Origin of the sequence: Sorangium sp. So ce836, assembly GCF_028553905.1 — a bacterium.
GTDB lineage: Bacteria > Myxococcota_A > Polyangia > Polyangiales > Polyangiaceae > Sorangium > Sorangium cellulosum_D.
Map to the genome: position 1 here is coordinate 8,462,642 of NZ_CP102233.1, position 15,680 is coordinate 8,478,321.

Sequence of the window (15,680 nt, forward strand, 5' to 3'; positions counted from 1 at the left end):
GCTTCTCCAACCGGATGGTCGAGCTCGCTCAGCTCGTGGCGGCGAAGCTCCGAGGAGCGCCTCGGCGGTAGCGACGATCGCTCTTCCTCGGTAAGCTTCGCGCCAATCCGGTCCACAAGGAGGCTACTCCCGATGAAGAAGATCGACATCTCTCAGGCCCCGACGCGCCTTGGCACCGCGTATCCGACGCCGTACGACGCCCCGTGCCGCGAGCGGGCGCGGTGGCGGCTCGGCAAGGCGGCGGGGCTGACGCAGTTCGGCGTCAACCTGCTTCGCCTGCCGCCCGGCCAGTGGTCGAGCCAGCGTCACTGGCACCATTCAGAAGACGAGTTCGTCATGGTGCTGGAAGGCGAGGTGGTGCTGGTCACGGACGGGGGCGAAGAGGTGCTGCGCGCGGGCGACTGCGCCGGGTTCCGCGCGGGCGATCCCGACGGACACCACCTCCAGAACCGCTCGGATCGCGAGGCCGTGCTGCTGGAGATCGGCTCGAGCATCCCCGGCGATGTGGCCGAGTACCCCGATATCGACCTGCGCGCCCTGCCCGACGGCTACGTCCGCAAGGATGGGACGCCGTATGGCGCCCAGAGGGTACGCTGACACAGCGCGATGCTCGGGATACCGGTGCCCTGACGAGACGAGCTCCAGGGGATCGCCGCTGCCTGGGACACTTCGCCACACCCAGCGACCATCGCAGCCTCGGTGCGCGTCCTGGATACATGGATATCTCCAGCCATCGCAGCTCGTGATCAAAGGCCCGTTTTCCGGGCATACTCCCCGATGCGCGGGGCTACCCGCTCCGCGCGTAAAACACTGACGTAAGATTCTTACTTGAGCATCTTTGCCGATTACCTTGCGGCTCACCTGGCCGCTCCAAGGAGAAATTTATGCGTCTTACCAGCTTGCTGGGCTACGGTTCGGTCTCGATCGCCTGCTTCCTTTTCGCTTGTGGCGGGGACCCCTACGGCGAGGGCGACGAGATGGAATCGCTGGAGGGCGAACTCCGCAGCGCGGACTCCTCGATAGAGGCGAACATCGCGCTCCAGTCGCAGTGGTCGACGGGGTACTGCGCGAACGTGACCTTGACGAACGTGACGAACACGACGACCAACCGAACGACCACCACCGCCTGGGGCATGACCATCGCGCTCAACGGCTCCACGGTGACCAACGCGTGGGGCGCGCGCACGACGCCGTCGGGCGGGCAGCTCGTCGCCACGAACGAGAGCTACAACGGCACGCTGGCCCCGGGAGCGACGACGAACTGGGGCTTCTGCGCGAACGGCACCGGCACGCCGTCGCTCGTGTCCGTCACCGCCAGCGGGAACGGCGGCTCGACCTCGGCGAGCTCCAGCAGCAGCAGCAGTAGCAGCAGCGCTTCGAGCAGCAGCTCCTCGGCCAGCTCCGGCGCGGGCGGCGCAGGGGGCGGCGGCGGCGCGGGCGGCGCGGGGGGCTCCGGCGGCGCGGGGGGCGGCGGCGGGGCTGGCGGCGGCGGCGGCGGTACCCCGGGCGGGAGCTCGGGGCTCCCGGTCCCGCCTGGCGGCGGCGTGCCCAGGCCGTCCGGCTCGCCCGGGAACCTCGTCGTGCTCAACTGGGCGGGCTTCCAGGGCGCCGTCTCGTACACCTTCGACGACTCGAACTCGAGCCAGATCCAGAACTACGACCAGCTGAACGCGCTCGACGTGCCGTTCACCTTCTATCTCCAGACCGGCAAGAGCGAATCGAACAACCCGGTGTGGCAGCGGGCGGTGGCGGACGGGCACGAGCTCGGCAACCACACGAAGAGCCACTCGAGCAACGACAGCGGCGCCGACACGGACGCGGCCACGCAGTTCATCGAGAGCAAGTTCGGCGTCAAGGTGTGGACGATGGCGGCCCCGAACGGCTCGTCGGTGTACGGGAACATCGCTCGGACGCGCTTCCTCATCAATCGCGGCGTGGCCAACGCCCTGATCGGCCCGAACGACTCGACCGATCCGTTCAACCTGCCCTGCTACATCCCCCCGACCGGAGCCTCCACGGCGATGTTCGACGATCAGGTCACGAGCGCGCGGTCCGCCAACAAGTGGCGCACCGTCCTCGTGCACGGCTTCACCGGCGGCAGCGACGGCGCCTATCAGCCCGTCCAGCTCCGGGCCTTCCTCGATCACGTCCAGCACACCAAGGCGCTCGGCGACGTGTGGATCGACAGCGTCGTCAACATCGGCGCCTACTGGCGCGGCCAGAAGACGCTGTCCTCGGTCACGCCCACGACGTCGGGCAGCGACAGGACGTGGCGGTGGACGCTGCCGGCCCACTTCCCGCCGGGCAAGTACCTGCGCGTCAAGGTGAGCGGCGGAACGCTCAAGCAGGGCGGCCGCACGCTCCAGTGGAACGATCACGGCTACTACGAGATCGCGCTCGACGAGGGCTCGCTCACCCTGTCGCCGTAGCGGGAGGGAGAAGCACACCGCACGCCGCTGGCCGCGCGCGACGGTGACGGGGCGCGGCCAGCGGGCTCACCCGCCCGCCGCGCGCGGCAGGTCCGGCAGCGGCGCCGCGCGCGACGGCGACGGGGCGCGGGGGTCCGCCGGCACGCCGAAGGCGGCGAGGGTGAATACAGGCATGATGGCGCCGAACACGCCGAGCCCCATGAACGCCGCGATCCCGAGGTGCAGCAGGGCCGTGGCCACGATGACGGCGCGCCGGGTGAGCCGCGGCCAGATGAGGAATGCGTAGCCGATCTCCACGCCGAGCACCGCCCACCCCGCGGCCTGCGCCATCCACGGGTGCCAGGCCAACCAGGAGAAATCGAGCTGGCGGTACTCCGGGAGCATGACCGAGCGCCAGATCGCCTCGCCGTTCCACCACGACGGGCCCGACGCCTTTTCTAGCCCGCTGGCCAGGTACGCGATGCAGAGGTGCAGCTGGACGACGCGCAGCCCGAGCCGCGCGGCCGGCGTCGGCTCGGCGGCCGCGCGGCTCGGCCCGCGCAGCCATCGATCGACGGACAGCGCGGCGCCCGACGGGACCCAGACGAGATAGAAGAGAAAGATGTTGGCGAAGAGATCCGCTCCATAAACGGTGGCGTCCGCCGTCACCATCAGCATCCTGTGGGTGATCCACGCGAGCAGGGCGGAGGTCCTCGTCCGGAACCCGCAGAGCAGCGAGGCGAGGGAGAGTACGTAAACGGCTCCGACGCCTCCGAGGAGCGATGTCTCGCCGATCCCGAGCGGGCCGAGCCGCCCGGCCAGCCAGCCGATCCCCGGCAGCTCGATCTGGGCGAAGGCCTCCCGCAGCGGGCCCTGGAGGATGCCCGCTGGACCGTAGAGCTCGAAGAGCGCGGGGGCGACGAGCGCCGCCTGGGCGAGGAGCACGGTCGCGAGGCCGATGCGGAGCGCCGCGAGGGGCTCCGCGGACGCAGGGGCGAGCGCGAAGCGCTCGACGCGCGAGGCGACGCGGGAGAGCCCCGCGCTGCAGGAGATCCAGATCGGCCCGATCACGGCTCACCGCCGTTTCTCTGCCGGGCGGCCGGACCTCTGGACTGCTGGACGAGCTTCGCCTGATAGAGGAGGTCCCACGCTGGCCGGCGGCCCTCGCGGTACTCCTGCATCGAGGGCAGATCGCAGATCTCCAGCCGGACGACCACGCTCTCGGCCCCCGGGTGCCTCGCGAACATCTTGCCCGCCCACGAGGCGACGAGCGACCGCCGCAGCGCCTCGTCCTCCGCCTGCAAGAACAGCGAGAGGATGCTCCTGACGCGGAGATCCGCCTCGTGGTTGGCGCCGGATTCCAGCACGTCGGCGTGGGCCGCGCCGCTCGCGTCCGTGACCAGGAACCTGGCCCAGGGCAGCGCGCTGACCGCGGGAGCGAAGAAGTTGTAGCCGCTGTCGGCGCCGGAGAGCGCGCCATGATAGGCGATCACCCCGCCGAGCCGCCCCGCCCTCCGCGGATCGACGTGGAGCGCCCCGAGGACGACGCAGCCGAGGTGCGCTGCGGCGGCGGCCACGATCAGGGCGGTGCGCCCGCGACTCCGTGCTCTTCCACCCATGAGGGTCCCTCCCGATCTCACGCGCCAGGAGGCCCTGCGAGCCGCGCGCCATCAGCGATCGTCGGGGAGGCTCACCCCGGGCGTGGGAATGTCCCCTCCCGGAGCCGCATCGACCCCCGAGGAGAGCGAGCGCCACGGCCGATGCCACCCGTACGGCCGGAAACCCGGCCGGTAGCCGTACGGCCGGTAGCCGTAGCCGCCATACGGCCGGTAGCCGTAAGCGCCATACGGCCGGTAGCCGTAGCCGCCGTACGGCCGGTAGCCGTAAGCGCCATACGGCCGGTACCCGTAACCGCCGTACGGCCGGTAGCCGTAAAGTCCGTACGGCCGGTAGCCGTAAGCGCTGTACGGCCGGTAGCCATAAAGGCCGTACGGCCGGTAAGCACTATACGGAGCCACGAGCCGGGAGTCGCCGAGATCCGGGCTCGCCGTCTCCTCGACGATCACGAGATCCTGGATCGGTGTCGTGGTCTCCGCTGCTGCGAGATGCGTCGTGCCGAGGGCGACGCCGGACAGGGCAAGCGCACCGAGCGCTTTCACCAGCTTCATCATGGACTCCTTTGCAATGAGCGGCTTGATGGGCATCCCCCCATCCAGGCTGCGTCCATGATGATGCAAGCGTGAGGCCCGTTCGCGGCGTAGCGTCGGCGCTCCTCGCCGCGGCGTCGACGCTCGACGACGCCGGCTCCGCGCGGGGCGCCCCGGCCGGCGGAGGCTCGAGTGTGCAAGCGGCGGTCAGCGCCCGGCGCTCGCGGCTCCGGCGTGCACGATCGCGGGTGTCGGGCTCGCGGCGACCGCGCCCCGCTCGGCTCAGGGGATGATCAGGACATCCGACAGATCATCGACGATCCTGCCCGCGTCGCCGACCTCGAGGTTGACGAGCACGGTGATAGAAGCGTCGCTGTCGATCGCGTAATAGGACGAGGACGTGAAGCCCCAGATACCGCCGTCATGCCCGACCTGCGCGCCAAGCCGGGATTCACGGCGGGACACCCCGAGCCCGTATCCGGTGACCTCGCCCAGCCTCGCGTCCACCCACGTGGTCATCTCCGCGAGCTCGGCGGGGCCGAGCAGCTCGCCGCCGAGCACCTTGCGGTAGAAGCGCGTGAGGTCATCGGTCGTCGAGACCAGGGCGCCCGCCGTGCCGGCCGCCGACGGATCCGCCGCCGAGGTGGTGTCGACGAGCTTCCCCCGGTCGACCCCGTAGCCGTGCACGAGGCCCGGCACGGCCGCCTCGGCGCCGTCGAGGTAGGTGTGCGCGAGCCCAGCCGGCTCCAGGATCCGGGCGCGGAGCAGCTCGCCGACGGGCTCTCCCGACGCGGCTTCGAGGATCAGACCGGCGATGATGTAGTTCGTGTTGGAGTACGCGAAGCCCTCCCCAGGCTCGAAATACGGCGGCTGCGACGCGGCGATCTCGACGAGCTCCCGGGGCGCCCACGCGCGCTCCGGCTCGGAGAGGGCCGCGGACCAGAACGCGTCGCTCTGCGTGAAGTCATAGAGCCCGCTCGTGTGGTTCAGGATCTGCCGGACGGAGATCTTGTCGCCGCCGGGGACGCCCTCCACGTGCTCGGAGACGGCATCGTCGAGCGACAGGCGGCCTTCGGCGCGCAGCATCAGCGCCAGCGTGGCCATGAAGGTCTTGGTGATGCTTCCTACCCGGAAGAGATCATCGGGCCGCAGGGGGACCTTCGCCTCTGCGTCGGCCACCCCGGAGGCGCCGCGCCAGCTGCACGCCCCGAGGCTCACGGCGGCGGCCGCGCCGGGGAGCCCCTGGTCCTCCACGGCCGCGTCGAGCGCGGCCTGGAGCTCGGCCGAGAGCGCGTCGCAATCGACGCTCGCCCCGCCGCCCGCGCCTCCGGCGCCGGGGGTCCCTGCGTCACCGCTCTCGATTCCACCGGTCCCACCGCCCTCACCGTTCGAGCTGGCCTCTGGCTGCAACGGCGCGGGCGAGGAGCTGCCGCAGCCGGCGAGCAGAACGACCCCAGCGCAGGCGAACAAAGCGGTCCGCCGAAGAACACGGCTCATCGATCCGATCTCCACGATTCCCCTGAGAAGCTCACTGCTGCGCTCCGCCGCGCCGCTCCCGAGAGCGCCTCGAGGCGGCCCTGCGGAGGGCGCGCATCAAGGCGCAGGTGGTCCGAGCGTGTCAACCCGCGCGAGCGATAGCGGTGCTCTCCCCGACACGATGACAGCAAAGCCAGACGCGAGCGGCTTCGCCGCGGTAGGCCGCACCACCTCAGGGCCCGCGGTCAGGGCCGCCTACGGAGCCGCGGCCCATTCGGACAACCCACGGCGGACGCGCTCGAGATAACCGCTCTCGCGCACGACCTCCTGGTATCCAGGCACCGCGCCGGCCCACGCCCGCATGCGCACGTTCGGCGTATCGGTGAGGTACATCGTGGGGATCCCCATCAGCGCGGGGCCATCCATGCCTGCGGTCGTGACGCCGACCTGGCCGGCGAGGCCGTGCGCTCGCTTCAGGTGCTCGAAGAATTGCAGCTGCGCCCGACGCATGTCGAGCTGCCGAAAGGTGGGGTCCTTCCAGAAGAGGGTCATGTCGACCGCGCCCTCGGGGACGCGTCCGTCGCGAAGGGCGTCGCCGGTCAACACGGGCACGAGCCCCGCGCGTCGAACCAGGTCCGTCAGCTCCAGGAGCTCGGCGAGCGTCGTGTTTCTGTGCGGGTGGTGGACACACTCGCGGATCCAGAGCAGCACCTTCTTCCGGGTTGGCCCTCCGGCCCGCGCCCCCGCGAGCCCGCGATCGACCCAGCCGGCCACCGCCTCCGGGATCGGCGCGCCCCCGAGGAACGCCGCGCGGAGCCTCCGCTGGGCGGAGGACGGATCGGCCTCGAAGGCGCGCGCGACGATCTCCGTCGTCTGCTTCATCGCGCGCGGGCGCGAGCGGTACGCCTGCAGGCGATCGCTCAGGCCCGCATCGCGAAGGAACGCCTCGGCTTGCGGTGTTCCGGCCTTGCCTGGCTCGATTTGAACGGCCGCGCCCGCGAGGACGGCGGCCGCGGCGACGTGCCACCCCTCGCCGAACGAGAAGCCGTTGTCCGTGTGGAACGTGTACGCGTGGTTTCGCTCCTCGACAATCCTGCGCGCCGCGCGGGCGGCGACCTCGGCCTTGTGCGCTGCCGCGCGCGCCGCGCGGGCGGCTTTCGAGCGAGGCGCGCCGGCCTCGAGCTCCGCGGCGCAGGCCGCGGCCGCGCGGGCCGCCGCCTCTGCGCCGGTCACGATCGCCTCCACGCGCCGCCAGCCGTCGTCGCACGCTTCGCGCGTCGGCGCGCGCTGCGCGCTGAGCGAGAGCTGGCCCGCGCCGTGGAGCGCGTCCTCGGCGCGCGCCGCGTGGGCCCTCGCCAGCGTCGACCGGGCGCCCATCCCCGTCGCGAGGGTCCGCTCTCCTCCAGCGGCGAGCTCCTGCCCCTCGGGCGCGGCGCGCTCCTGCTCGGCGGCGGCCAGCGCGCGCTCCGCCTGCTCGATCGCGCGCTCCAGCAGGCGTCGGTAGCGCTCGCGCTCCCCCGGCGCGTGCAGCGTGGTCGCCAGGGCGAGCGCGGCGTCGAGGCTGCCTTCGGCGTCGCGCTCGAGGCGCTGCGCGGCGGGCATCTCGGCGACGGCCACCCCGGTGCACACCGGCTCGGATCCCTCGGTCACCATGACCTGCGCCTTCTATCCCAGCGGACGACATGTCCGCTATCGTGGAAACATCATGACCTCCTCGCTGGTGCAAGCGACCGCCCTCGAGCTCCTCGCCCTCTACCGCGCCCGGAGCGCCTCGCCGGTCGAGGTGCTGCGGGCCGTCCTCGCTCATGTGGAGCGCCACGGCGCGCCGCTCAACGCGTTCGTGCTGCTCGACGAGGAGCGCGCCCTCGACGCCGCGCGCGCGTCGGAGGCGCGGTGGGTCCGCGGCGCGCCGGCGGGGCGGCTCGACGGGGTGCCCGTCTCGGTGAAGGACCTCTTGCTCACGGCCGGCTGGCCGACCCGGCGCGGCTCGCGCACCGTGGACGCGAGCGGCCCCTGGACCGAAGACGCGCCCGCGGTCGCGCGCCTGCGCGAGCACGGGGCGGTGCTCTTCGGGAAGACGACGACCTCGGAGTTCGGCCTGAAGGGCGCCGGCGACAGCCCGCTGACCGGGATCACCCGCAACGCCTGGGCCCCCCGGCGCACGCCGGGCGGCAGCAGCGCCGGGGCCGTCACCGCGGTGGCGGCGGGGTTCGGCCCGATCGCGGTGGGGACCGACGGCGGCGGCTCGATCCGCGTCCCCAGCGCGTACTCCGGGGTGGTGGGGCTCAAGCCGACCTTCGGCCGCGTGCCGGCCCACCCGGCGAGCGTGGTCGGCGTGCCCCCGCACGTGGGGCCGATCGCGCGCACGGTCGGCGACGCGGCGCTGCTCCTCGCGGTCCTCTCCGGTCCCGACGACCGCGACCCGTTCCGGGCCCCGCCGGCGCCCGGGGACGTGGCGGACGCGCTCGACGGCGCGCCCTCCGCGGGCGCGCTGCGGGGCGTGCGCATCGGCGTGAGCGCCACGCTCGGCGCCATCGAGCCGGCCGGCGAGACGCGGGCCCGCTTCGCCGCGGCGGCGGCGACCCTGCGGGAGCTCGGCGCCGAGGTGGAGGAGGTGGATCCCCCGCTCGCCGACGCGGCGGGCGTGCTGCGGACGCTGTTCGCCGCCCGCGCCGCGCACACCGTGCGGGAGCTCGGGCCGGAGGAGCGCGCGCTGCTCGATCCCGCGGTGCGGAGCGCGGCCGCCGAGGGAGAGGCGCTCGGCGCGGTGGCGTACCTCGAGGCCGAGCGGCGCCGCGCGGAGCTGGCCCTGGTCATGGCCGCGCTCCACCGCCGCTTCGACCTGCTCGTGACGCCCACCTCGGCCGGGGCGGCTCCCCTCATCGAGGGCGGCGGCCCGCCCCCCGCGTCGTTCGCCGGCCCCTTCAGCCTGACGCGCCAGCCGGCGATCAGCGTGCCCATGGGCCTGACGAGCGCCGGCCTGCCGCTCGGGCTCCAGATCGTCGGGCGCCACTTCGAGGAGGCGCTGGTGCTGCGCGCCGCGCGCGCCTTCGAGGGCGCCAGCGTCCCGCTCCGGGCGCCGCCGCTGACAGGGCGCTGAGCGGGCGCGCGCGCCCGCCGAGCCCGCACACTACAGGCCGAAGCTCGCCTTGATCGCGTCGAACTCCGCGAAAGCGTCGCTATTGGCCCTGGTCGCGCCGCCCTGCTGCGACGTGAAGAGGGACGAGCCCCATGAGCCGCTCTGCGTCGGCTCCCAGAAGAACGTCCCGAGCCCCCTGCCGTCCGGCAGGTCGCGCATGATCTGATTGGCCTTCGTGCGTTCGGGGTTGTATTCCGCGATCGCGAACGACAGATCCGGAAATGTCCTGGCCAGGGTATTGAAGGTGTTTTGCCACACCTCGGGCTGCCCCTGAAATGCCGTATAGCAGGAGAGCCCGAGGACATCGAATGCGACGCCTCGCGTCTTGGCGCTGTTGACCCACCACGTGACGCCGTCGACGTCCTCGGTGTTCTCGACGTGCAGCATGATCTTGATGGTGTCGTCGACCTCCTTGACGCCGGCGATACCTGCCTTGAGCAGGGCGGCCAGGTTGTCCCAGTTCTGGTTCGACGCTCGCCCGGTGAGGCCGCTCGGATTGACGACCGACTCGTTGCCCCAGCAGTCCGTGTTGGCGGACGGCACGTGGATGAGCATCCCCGGCGTGATCTCGTTGCCGATCTGCACCATGTCCGGGCGCGCGCCCGCGCCGACGAGCGCCGCGACGACCTCCTTCGTGTAGTCCTTCAAGAGGCCCGCCATCTCGTCGATCGACCGGGCGTCCCGCCAGGCCTCGGGGATGATCTGTTTGCCGGGATCGGCCCAGGTGTCGCTGTAATGGAAGTCGAGCAGGAACCCCATGCCCGCTGCCTTGATCTGCTTGCCGAACTCGACCGTGTGGCCCTCGTCGCAATAGCTCTCTTTCTTCGCGCACGAGCCGCCGGTCCCGAACGCATAGCCGTAGGTGGTGCTCGGGTCCACGAACGTCCGGAGCCGGATGTAATTGAATCCGTGATTCTTCAGCAGCTCGAGCATCCCTTTTTCGTTGCCGTCCGTGTCCGTGTACCTCGCGCCATTGTCGACCGCCTCTTGGACGCTGGAGATATCGGCGCCCAGGATGAAGCTCGGCTCGAACGCCGGCATGCCGCCGGCTCCCCCCGTTCCGGCGCCGCCCACGCCCACCGACGTGGAAGAGGACGAGGACGCGCTCGTCGCGACGGACGCGCCTCCCCCGCTCGAGCTCCCGGACGTCGCGCTGCTGCCGCCTCCCCCCGAGGCGGATCCCCCCTGACCGGCGCTGCTGGCATCGTCTCCACCCGAGCTTGGCTCTGTGCAGTGACAGAGAAAAATTGGGATGGAGAGTGCGATAAGCGCGGTACAGGAGGGTACGGCGGAGCGAAGCGTGGACATCATCCCACCATAGTACCTCCTCGCGGAGGCGGGCGTCGAGCGCGAGCTCTTCTGAGGCGGGAGGAGAAGGCGGCGGCGCGGGATCACCGGCTGAGCCGATCAGGCGCGCGCGCTCACGAGCCAGCAGGCGGCGGTGAAGCGGGCCGCGCCATCGCGGACGTACGGCTCGAAGGCAGCGCGAACCACCTCGGCCGTCCGGGCGCGCGTCGGCGCGTCCGCGTCCCGCAGCGCGAGGCCCACCGGTCCGAGCTTGATGCCGTAGGTGAGCAGGTCTTTCTCCGCGACGCCGGTTGGAACGTCGATCGGGCGAATGGCGACGTCGGTCCAGCCGCTCGCGTCGAGGATCCGCTGCACGCGATCTCTGTCCGCGAAGGCGAACGGGCCGGGCGCGTCGGGGCGCGGGGCGGGCAGGTCTGGCAAGAGCGGCGCGGCGGCGCGGGCGGCCTCGGTCATGAACGGGTTCTCGGCGGGGCTGCGCCAGGCCACGAACGAGAGCCTGGCGTCGCGCCGCGCGGCGCGACGGAGGTTTTCGAACGCCGCCGCGGGATCGGCGAAGAACATCACGCCGAAGCGCGAGATCACCGCGTCGAAACGGTCGGGCTCGAAGCGATGGGTCTGCGCGTCGGCCTGGACGAAGGCGGCGGACGCCAGGCCCTCGGCGGCGGCGCGCGCCCTGGCGGCCGCCACGAGCGGCCCGGAGATATCGACGCCGAGACAGAGGCCCTTCGGCCCGAGGCGCCGCGCCATCGCGAGGGCCGTGGCGCCCGCGCCGCAGCCGACGTCGAGCACGCGCCCGCCCTCGCCGGGGAAGGCTCCTTCGAGGAGCGGCGCCCCGAGCGGCGCCAGCATGGCGTCGAGCACTTCCTGCATCTCCACCCAGATGGGCCCGCCGGCGTCGTTCCACAGGGCGGCCTGGTCGCGATTCGACGGATCGGCTTCGGACATCGGAGTCTCCTTTGGCTTGCGATGAGCAATCACGCCCCGTAGTCTGCGACCTCAAGTCGACTTGAGGTCAAGGGTGAAAGACATCGACATCGCCGAGGTGGCCCGGCGCTCCGGCGTGCCCGCATCGACCCTGCGGTACTATGAAGAGAGGGGGCTCATCGCCTCCACCGGGCGGCGGGGCTTGCGGCGCCTCTTCGCCCCCGGGGTGCTGGAGCGCCTGGCGCTGATCGCGCTCGGCCAGGTGGCGGGGTTCTCGCTGGACGAGATCGCCGAGATGTTCGCGCCCGACGGCGGGCTGCGCATCCAGCGCGAGCGGCTGACGGCGAAGGCCGAGGAGCTGGACCGGACGATCCAGCGGCTGGTCGCCATGCGCGACGGCCTGCGCCACGCGGCGGCGTGCTCCGCGCCGAGCCACATGGAGTGCCCGCGCTTCCGGAGCATCGTCCGGCTCGCCGGCGCCGGTCGGCTCGCGCCGGCGGAGAGGAGAGCTCCGGGGAAGAGGCGGGCCGGGCCGCCGGCGGAGGCTCGCCAGCGCTAGCGCCAAACGCCGCGGCGCCTCGCTGAGCGTTCGTCGAGTGCTACTTCGTGGCGTACCCGGATGGACGCGATCGACGCTCGTGGCCGGGCATCACTCGCCAGCGACCGGAAGTCTCCCGCCGCCTGCTCCGCCGTGGTACATCGGCGCCATGGGCCTCTTGACCTTCGGACTCAACGTGACGCTGGACGGGTGCTACGACCATCGCGAGGGGATCGCGGACGACGAGCTGCACGACTACTTCACGCAGCTGATGGACGCAGCCGGGGCGATGCTGTGGGGGCGCGTCACGTACGAGCTCATGGAGAGCGCCTGGCCGGCGGTGGCGCGCGACGAGAACGCGCCACGCGCGATGCGGGAGTGGGCGCGCAAGCTGGAGGCCAAGCCGAAGTATGTGGTCTCGGCCTCGCGCCGCGACTTCCCGTGGAACAACACCTTCCGCGTCGAGGGGGATTTGCGTGAGGCCGTGACGCAGCTGAAGGAGAAGACCCCGCAAGGCGTGCTGGTGGGCAGTCCCACGCTCTCGGCGGCGCTCGAGCGGCTGGGGCTGATCGATGAGTACCGTCTCGTCGTCCACCCCGTCCTCGCCGGCCACGGGCCAACCTTGTTTCAGGGCCTGGAGCCCTCGCGGCGCCTCGAGCTCGTCTCGACGAGCCGCCTGAAGTCCGGCCAGGTCGCGCTGCATTACCGCCGCAAAGAGGGATGACCCGATCAGGCCGGGCAGTCCTCGTCGTCGAAGTCGAAGTGCTCGCAGACCTCGTCGAGGACGCCCTGGATGATCTGGTCGACGATCGCGTTCTCTTCAGGCGTGTCGGTGTGCTTGTGCGTCCGTCGCCAGCCGTACGTGGCGCCTTCCTCCACCGCGCGGCGGAGGACGTCGTAGGCGCGGAACCCGGGGAGGACCACCCGCCGGTTCCGCCGAGGAGCAAGCTGGAAGAGCGCGGCATGCAGCAAGAGGAGAGACCGCAAGGGCGCAAGCGGCGCAAGGAACAGAGATGGAATTGTATTCCTCTCTTCCCCTCGCGTCCCTTGCGCCCTTGTGGTCCTCTTCGCATGAATCGATTTTTGCCGAACGTGATCGACGTTCCAGCACGCCAGGGAGGGCGCTCGGGAGCTCAGGGAGCCTGGGCGAGCGCTCGTTCGACGGCCTGCGCGTAGGGCATGGGCGTGAGCGGGATGATGGCGCGGATCGGCCCCACATCGCCGACGAGGTCGGCGTCCAGGCCCAGCAGCAGGTCGGCGAAGGCGCCGCGGGGCAGGCCAGCCAGGCGCTCGAAGAGCCCGGCGAACGGCGCCAGCAGCCAGGGCAGGAGGTGCAGCTTCCACGGCGGGCGCCGGCCGAGCACGCGGGCCGCCACGTCGACCATCTCGTCGGTGGTGAACGCCTCGTCGCCGCCCACGTCGAAGGCCCGGCCGAAGGTGCGCGGCTCGTCGAGGCTGCGCACGAGGTAATGGACGAGATCGTCGAGCGCGATGTTCTGCATGCGGCTCCGGCCGCTGCCGAGGATCAGCGCCACGCGCCGCCGCGCGTTGGCCAGCGTGGTGTCGAAGCCGAAGCCGCCGCGTCCGACGATCTGCCCCGGCCGGAGGATGGTCACGTCGAGCCCGCTGCCGAGCAGCATCTGCTCGGCCTTCCAGCGACCGCGTGCCCAGATCGAGCGCGTGTCGGGCGTGATGCCCAGGAAGGTCACGTAGAGCACGCGCCGCACGCCGTGGATCCGGCAGGCTGCCACCACGTTCTCCAGGCCGCGCAGCTCGGTGTCCACGAAGGTCTCGCCGGGCGCGGCGCCCTTCTGCGGCGAGAGCGTGTGCGCGCAGTTGAACACGGCCTCGCAGCCGCGGACCGCTCCCTCGATGGAGGCGCGGTCGGCGATGTCGCCGCGCACGAGCTCGGCGGCGGCGGGTAGTCTCGCGCGGGCGGCGTCGAGGTTGCGCACGGCGCAGCGGACCAGGAACCCTTCCTGGAGCAGAACTTCGACGAGGCGGCGGCCGGTGAGCCCGGTGCCGCCGAGGACGAGCACGGTTCGCATGTCCTCATCGATAGCGATGGCCTGTCGAACGCACCATGCGCAAGCGTGCCGATGACTGTCGCGAGCGTACGAAACGATCGGACGAGCGTCAGCCGCGCGCTTCGTTGCGGTAGTCCCGCGGCCGCTTGCCGGTGACGCGCTTGAAGGCCTGGCTGAAGGCGCTCTCCGACGAGTAGCCGAGCGCGGCGGCGATCTGCGAGATCGGCGCTGCCTCGTCCCGCAGCCGCCGCTCCGCCAGCCGGATGCGCCACGCCGTGAGGTACTGGAGCGGCGCCATCCCTGCGGCCTCCTTGAAGCGCACGGCGAAGGTGGTGCGCGACATGGCCGCGGCGCGGGCCAGCTCCTCGAGCTTCCAGTCGCGCGCCGGCTCGCCGTGGAGGAGGCGCAGCGCCGCCGCCAGCCGCTCGTCGCGGATGGCCCGCAGCCAGCCCGCGGGCAGGCGTGGCGCCGTGGCCAGGTGGGCGCGCAGGATCTGGACGAACAGCAGCTGCGCCAGCATCGATGCCGAGAGGAAGGCGCCCGGCGCGCCGCGCGCGGTCTGCTCCGCCAGCAGCTGCTCGATGAGCCAGCGGATGGGGGCTGCCTGGGGCGCGGTCGCGCGCACGTGCAGAAAAGGGGGAAGCGCGCCCTGCACGAGGTCGGCGTGGCGCGGATCGAGGGTCACGCCGCCGGCGAGGAGCAGCACCTCGGAGCCGTCACCGATGGTCGAGAAGAGGTGGCGCTTCTGGGCCAGCAGGCAACTCACATCCAGGGGTGGGGCCGAGAGGTCGCTGCCGACGAGGAACCCCTTTCTCCCGGGCAGGAGGACCGCGTCCCCCGGCTCACAACGGATCGCCTTCTTGTGGCCGTCCAGGCGAAACCAGCAGCCGCCCTTGGCGACGATCGAGATCTTCATCTCGCCGGGCGGCGGGAAGTGGACGGCCCAGCGGCCACCGGCGGCGATGCCTCCGGCCATGACCGACGTGGCCTGGGTGAGCCGCAGGATGTCGGTGAGCGGATCGCCGGCAAGGGAGTGAGCGTCGAGGGACACGTGTCGCACTATGGCGCATGCTGCCAGGCGAAACTACCGCGCGATCCTCGCGTTCCGGGCCGCGGCCGCCGATCCGGGGCGGAGGCGCAAGGCGAAGGCCGTGCGCAATCTGGCCCGACCCCGCCGGTGCGCTCTGCATTGCGCTTCGGAGGGGTCCGGACCCCGGTGTGTCGCAATGCATTGCGTTTGTGCCGGAGCCGGCCCCCCCCCAACCTGGCACATGCCAAGGCGGCTTGGCACAGATCGTGCGGGGCGCGGGGAGCTCGCTCCGCCACGAGCGCGGCTCGCCCCGTCACGAGGCGCTGCGCGCTCTCGACGGGCAGAGGAGAACGGGACCGGTTGCCGATGGAAACCTCTGGTGAATGCAGGAGGCACCGCGGGTACGCTTGGTGCTACCAGGCCAGGGAGCGCTCGGGGGCTCAGGGAGCCTGGTACAGAGGGGGCCGGCCGCCGGGAGACATTCCCGAGGCCCGGACGGCGTTCTGCAGTACGGCCGAGAGGCGGGTCGACCCTCGTCGAGCGCTTGTCTCTGCGGCCCTGGCATGCCGCTCGCAACCAAGCTCCGCGCGCGACGTACCGTGTCTCGTGGAGGTGGACTGTGCACACCAGAATCGGCATCGCCCTGGCCGCGCCGGCAGCGCATCGAGCAGGCAAAGTTGAGC

General features: G+C 71.7%; 16 protein-coding genes. 6 read left to right on the forward strand and 10 right to left on the reverse strand.

The features are described 5' to 3' along the window. The first annotated feature begins 132 nt into the window (after positions 1–132). Positions 133–597: a cupin domain-containing protein gene (locus NQZ70_RS30490; RefSeq protein WP_129577363.1), complete on the forward strand. Its 465-nt coding sequence runs from the start codon at positions 133–135 to the stop codon at positions 595–597. Between the two features lie 287 nt (positions 598–884). Continuing rightward, positions 885–2,429 carry a cellulose binding domain-containing protein gene (locus tag NQZ70_RS30495; RefSeq protein WP_272826046.1) on the forward strand — a complete coding sequence of 515 codons (1,545 nt, stop codon included), beginning with the start codon at positions 885–887 and terminating at the stop codon, positions 2,427–2,429. Positions 2,430–2,495: 66 nt separating this feature from the next. On the opposite strand, the gene NQZ70_RS30500 is transcribed toward NQZ70_RS30495, so the two are convergent. From NQZ70_RS30500 to NQZ70_RS30520, 5 genes are all read right to left on the reverse strand, one after another. Next, entirely contained in the window at positions 2,496–3,479 is a 984-nt protein-coding gene (locus tag NQZ70_RS30500; protein ID WP_129577364.1) for an HTTM domain-containing protein, read from the reverse strand. Continuing rightward, positions 3,476–4,027: a hypothetical protein gene (locus tag NQZ70_RS30505; RefSeq protein ID WP_237244187.1), complete on the reverse strand. Its 552-nt coding sequence runs from the start codon at positions 4,025–4,027 to the stop codon at positions 3,476–3,478. Before NQZ70_RS30505 ends, NQZ70_RS30500 begins: the two co-directional genes overlap by 4 nt. A gap of 51 nt (positions 4,028–4,078) precedes the next feature. After that, positions 4,079–4,612, reverse strand: coding sequence for a hypothetical protein (locus tag NQZ70_RS30510; RefSeq protein WP_272826047.1), 534 nt, complete (start codon positions 4,610–4,612; stop codon positions 4,079–4,081). Positions 4,613–4,837: 225 nt separating this feature from the next. Beyond that, positions 4,838–6,052 (reverse strand): serine hydrolase, encoded by a 1,215-nt coding sequence (locus tag NQZ70_RS30515; RefSeq protein ID WP_237244188.1) that lies wholly within the window; start codon positions 6,050–6,052, stop codon positions 4,838–4,840. Positions 6,053–6,286: 234 nt separating this feature from the next. After that, the gene (locus NQZ70_RS30520) at positions 6,287–7,684 is read right to left on the reverse strand and encodes a hypothetical protein (RefSeq protein WP_129577366.1); all 1,398 of its coding nucleotides are present in this window, start codon (positions 7,682–7,684) and stop codon (positions 6,287–6,289) included. A 52-nt stretch (positions 7,685–7,736) separates the two neighbouring features. On the opposite strand from NQZ70_RS30520, the gene NQZ70_RS30525 reads away from it, so the two are divergent. Continuing rightward, positions 7,737–9,131: an amidase gene (locus NQZ70_RS30525; RefSeq protein WP_129577367.1), complete on the forward strand. Its 1,395-nt coding sequence runs from the start codon at positions 7,737–7,739 to the stop codon at positions 9,129–9,131. 30 nt (positions 9,132–9,161) lie between these two features. Here NQZ70_RS30525 and NQZ70_RS30530 read toward each other — a convergent pair whose 3' ends face one another. Beyond that, complete coding sequence (locus NQZ70_RS30530) at positions 9,162–10,211, reverse strand: glycosyl hydrolase 53 family protein (RefSeq protein ID WP_165374247.1); 1,050 nt, start codon at positions 10,209–10,211, stop codon at positions 9,162–9,164. Here NQZ70_RS30530 and NQZ70_RS30535 point away from each other — a divergent pair. Then, positions 10,186–10,359 carry a hypothetical protein gene (locus NQZ70_RS30535; RefSeq protein ID WP_165374248.1) on the forward strand — a complete coding sequence of 58 codons (174 nt, stop codon included), beginning with the start codon at positions 10,186–10,188 and terminating at the stop codon, positions 10,357–10,359. The two genes, NQZ70_RS30530 and NQZ70_RS30535, sit on opposite strands and share 26 nt — an antisense overlap. Before the next feature lie 218 nt (positions 10,360–10,577). Here the strand turns inward: NQZ70_RS30535 and NQZ70_RS30540 are convergent, their stop codons facing one another. Further along, positions 10,578–11,423, reverse strand: a complete 846-nt coding sequence (locus tag NQZ70_RS30540; protein WP_129577369.1) for a class I SAM-dependent methyltransferase — start codon at positions 11,421–11,423, stop codon at positions 10,578–10,580. 73 nt (positions 11,424–11,496) lie between these two features. Here NQZ70_RS30540 and NQZ70_RS30545 point away from each other — a divergent pair, with 73 nt between their 5' ends. Both NQZ70_RS30545 and NQZ70_RS30550 read left to right on the forward strand, forming a co-directional pair. Beyond that, positions 11,497–11,961, forward strand: coding sequence for a helix-turn-helix domain-containing protein (locus NQZ70_RS30545; RefSeq protein WP_129577370.1), 465 nt, complete (start codon positions 11,497–11,499; stop codon positions 11,959–11,961). A 148-nt stretch (positions 11,962–12,109) separates the two neighbouring features. Next, the gene (locus NQZ70_RS30550; RefSeq protein ID WP_129577371.1) at positions 12,110–12,664 is read left to right on the forward strand and encodes a dihydrofolate reductase family protein; all 555 of its coding nucleotides are present in this window, start codon (positions 12,110–12,112) and stop codon (positions 12,662–12,664) included. Positions 12,665–12,669: 5 nt separating this feature from the next. Here NQZ70_RS30550 and NQZ70_RS30555 read toward each other — a convergent pair whose 3' ends face one another. From NQZ70_RS30555 to NQZ70_RS30565, 3 genes are all read right to left on the reverse strand, one after another. Then, positions 12,670–12,864 (reverse strand): hypothetical protein, encoded by a 195-nt coding sequence (locus NQZ70_RS30555; protein WP_129577372.1) that lies wholly within the window; start codon positions 12,862–12,864, stop codon positions 12,670–12,672. Positions 12,865–13,073: 209 nt separating this feature from the next. Continuing rightward, complete coding sequence (locus NQZ70_RS30560; RefSeq protein ID WP_129577373.1) at positions 13,074–13,988, reverse strand: SDR family oxidoreductase; 915 nt, start codon at positions 13,986–13,988, stop codon at positions 13,074–13,076. Between the two features lie 88 nt (positions 13,989–14,076). Then, positions 14,077–15,018, reverse strand: a complete 942-nt coding sequence (locus NQZ70_RS30565) for an AraC family transcriptional regulator (protein WP_237244189.1) — start codon at positions 15,016–15,018, stop codon at positions 14,077–14,079. Positions 15,019–15,680: the final 662 nt, after the last annotated feature.

Excerpts from the sequence above, each read along its gene's own strand:
- NQZ70_RS30490 (WP_129577363.1), top strand. The coding sequence starts at position 133 with ATGAAGAAGATCGACATCTCTCAGGCCCCGACGCGCCTTGGCACCGCG.
- NQZ70_RS30495 (WP_272826046.1), top strand. The coding sequence starts at position 885 with ATGCGTCTTACCAGCTTGCTGGGCTACGGTTCGGTCTCGATCGCCTGC.
- NQZ70_RS30505 (WP_237244187.1), bottom strand. The coding sequence starts at position 4,027 with ATGGGTGGAAGAGCACGGAGTCGCGGGCGCACCGCCCTGATCGTGGCC.
- NQZ70_RS30510 (WP_272826047.1), bottom strand. The coding sequence starts at position 4,612 with ATGCCCATCAAGCCGCTCATTGCAAAGGAGTCCATGATGAAGCTGGTG.
- NQZ70_RS30515 (WP_237244188.1), bottom strand. The coding sequence starts at position 6,052 with ATGAGCCGTGTTCTTCGGCGGACCGCTTTGTTCGCCTGCGCTGGGGTC.
- NQZ70_RS30520 (WP_129577366.1), bottom strand. The coding sequence starts at position 7,684 with ATGGTGACCGAGGGATCCGAGCCGGTGTGCACCGGGGTGGCCGTCGCC.
- NQZ70_RS30525 (WP_129577367.1), top strand. The coding sequence starts at position 7,737 with ATGACCTCCTCGCTGGTGCAAGCGACCGCCCTCGAGCTCCTCGCCCTC.
- NQZ70_RS30535 (WP_165374248.1), top strand. The coding sequence starts at position 10,186 with ATGAAGCTCGGCTCGAACGCCGGCATGCCGCCGGCTCCCCCCGTTCCG.
- NQZ70_RS30530 (WP_165374247.1), bottom strand. The coding sequence starts at position 10,211 with ATGCCGGCGTTCGAGCCGAGCTTCATCCTGGGCGCCGATATCTCCAGC.
- NQZ70_RS30540 (WP_129577369.1), bottom strand. The coding sequence starts at position 11,423 with ATGTCCGAAGCCGATCCGTCGAATCGCGACCAGGCCGCCCTGTGGAAC.
- NQZ70_RS30550 (WP_129577371.1), top strand. The coding sequence starts at position 12,110 with ATGGGCCTCTTGACCTTCGGACTCAACGTGACGCTGGACGGGTGCTAC.
- NQZ70_RS30560 (WP_129577373.1), bottom strand. The coding sequence starts at position 13,988 with ATGCGAACCGTGCTCGTCCTCGGCGGCACCGGGCTCACCGGCCGCCGC.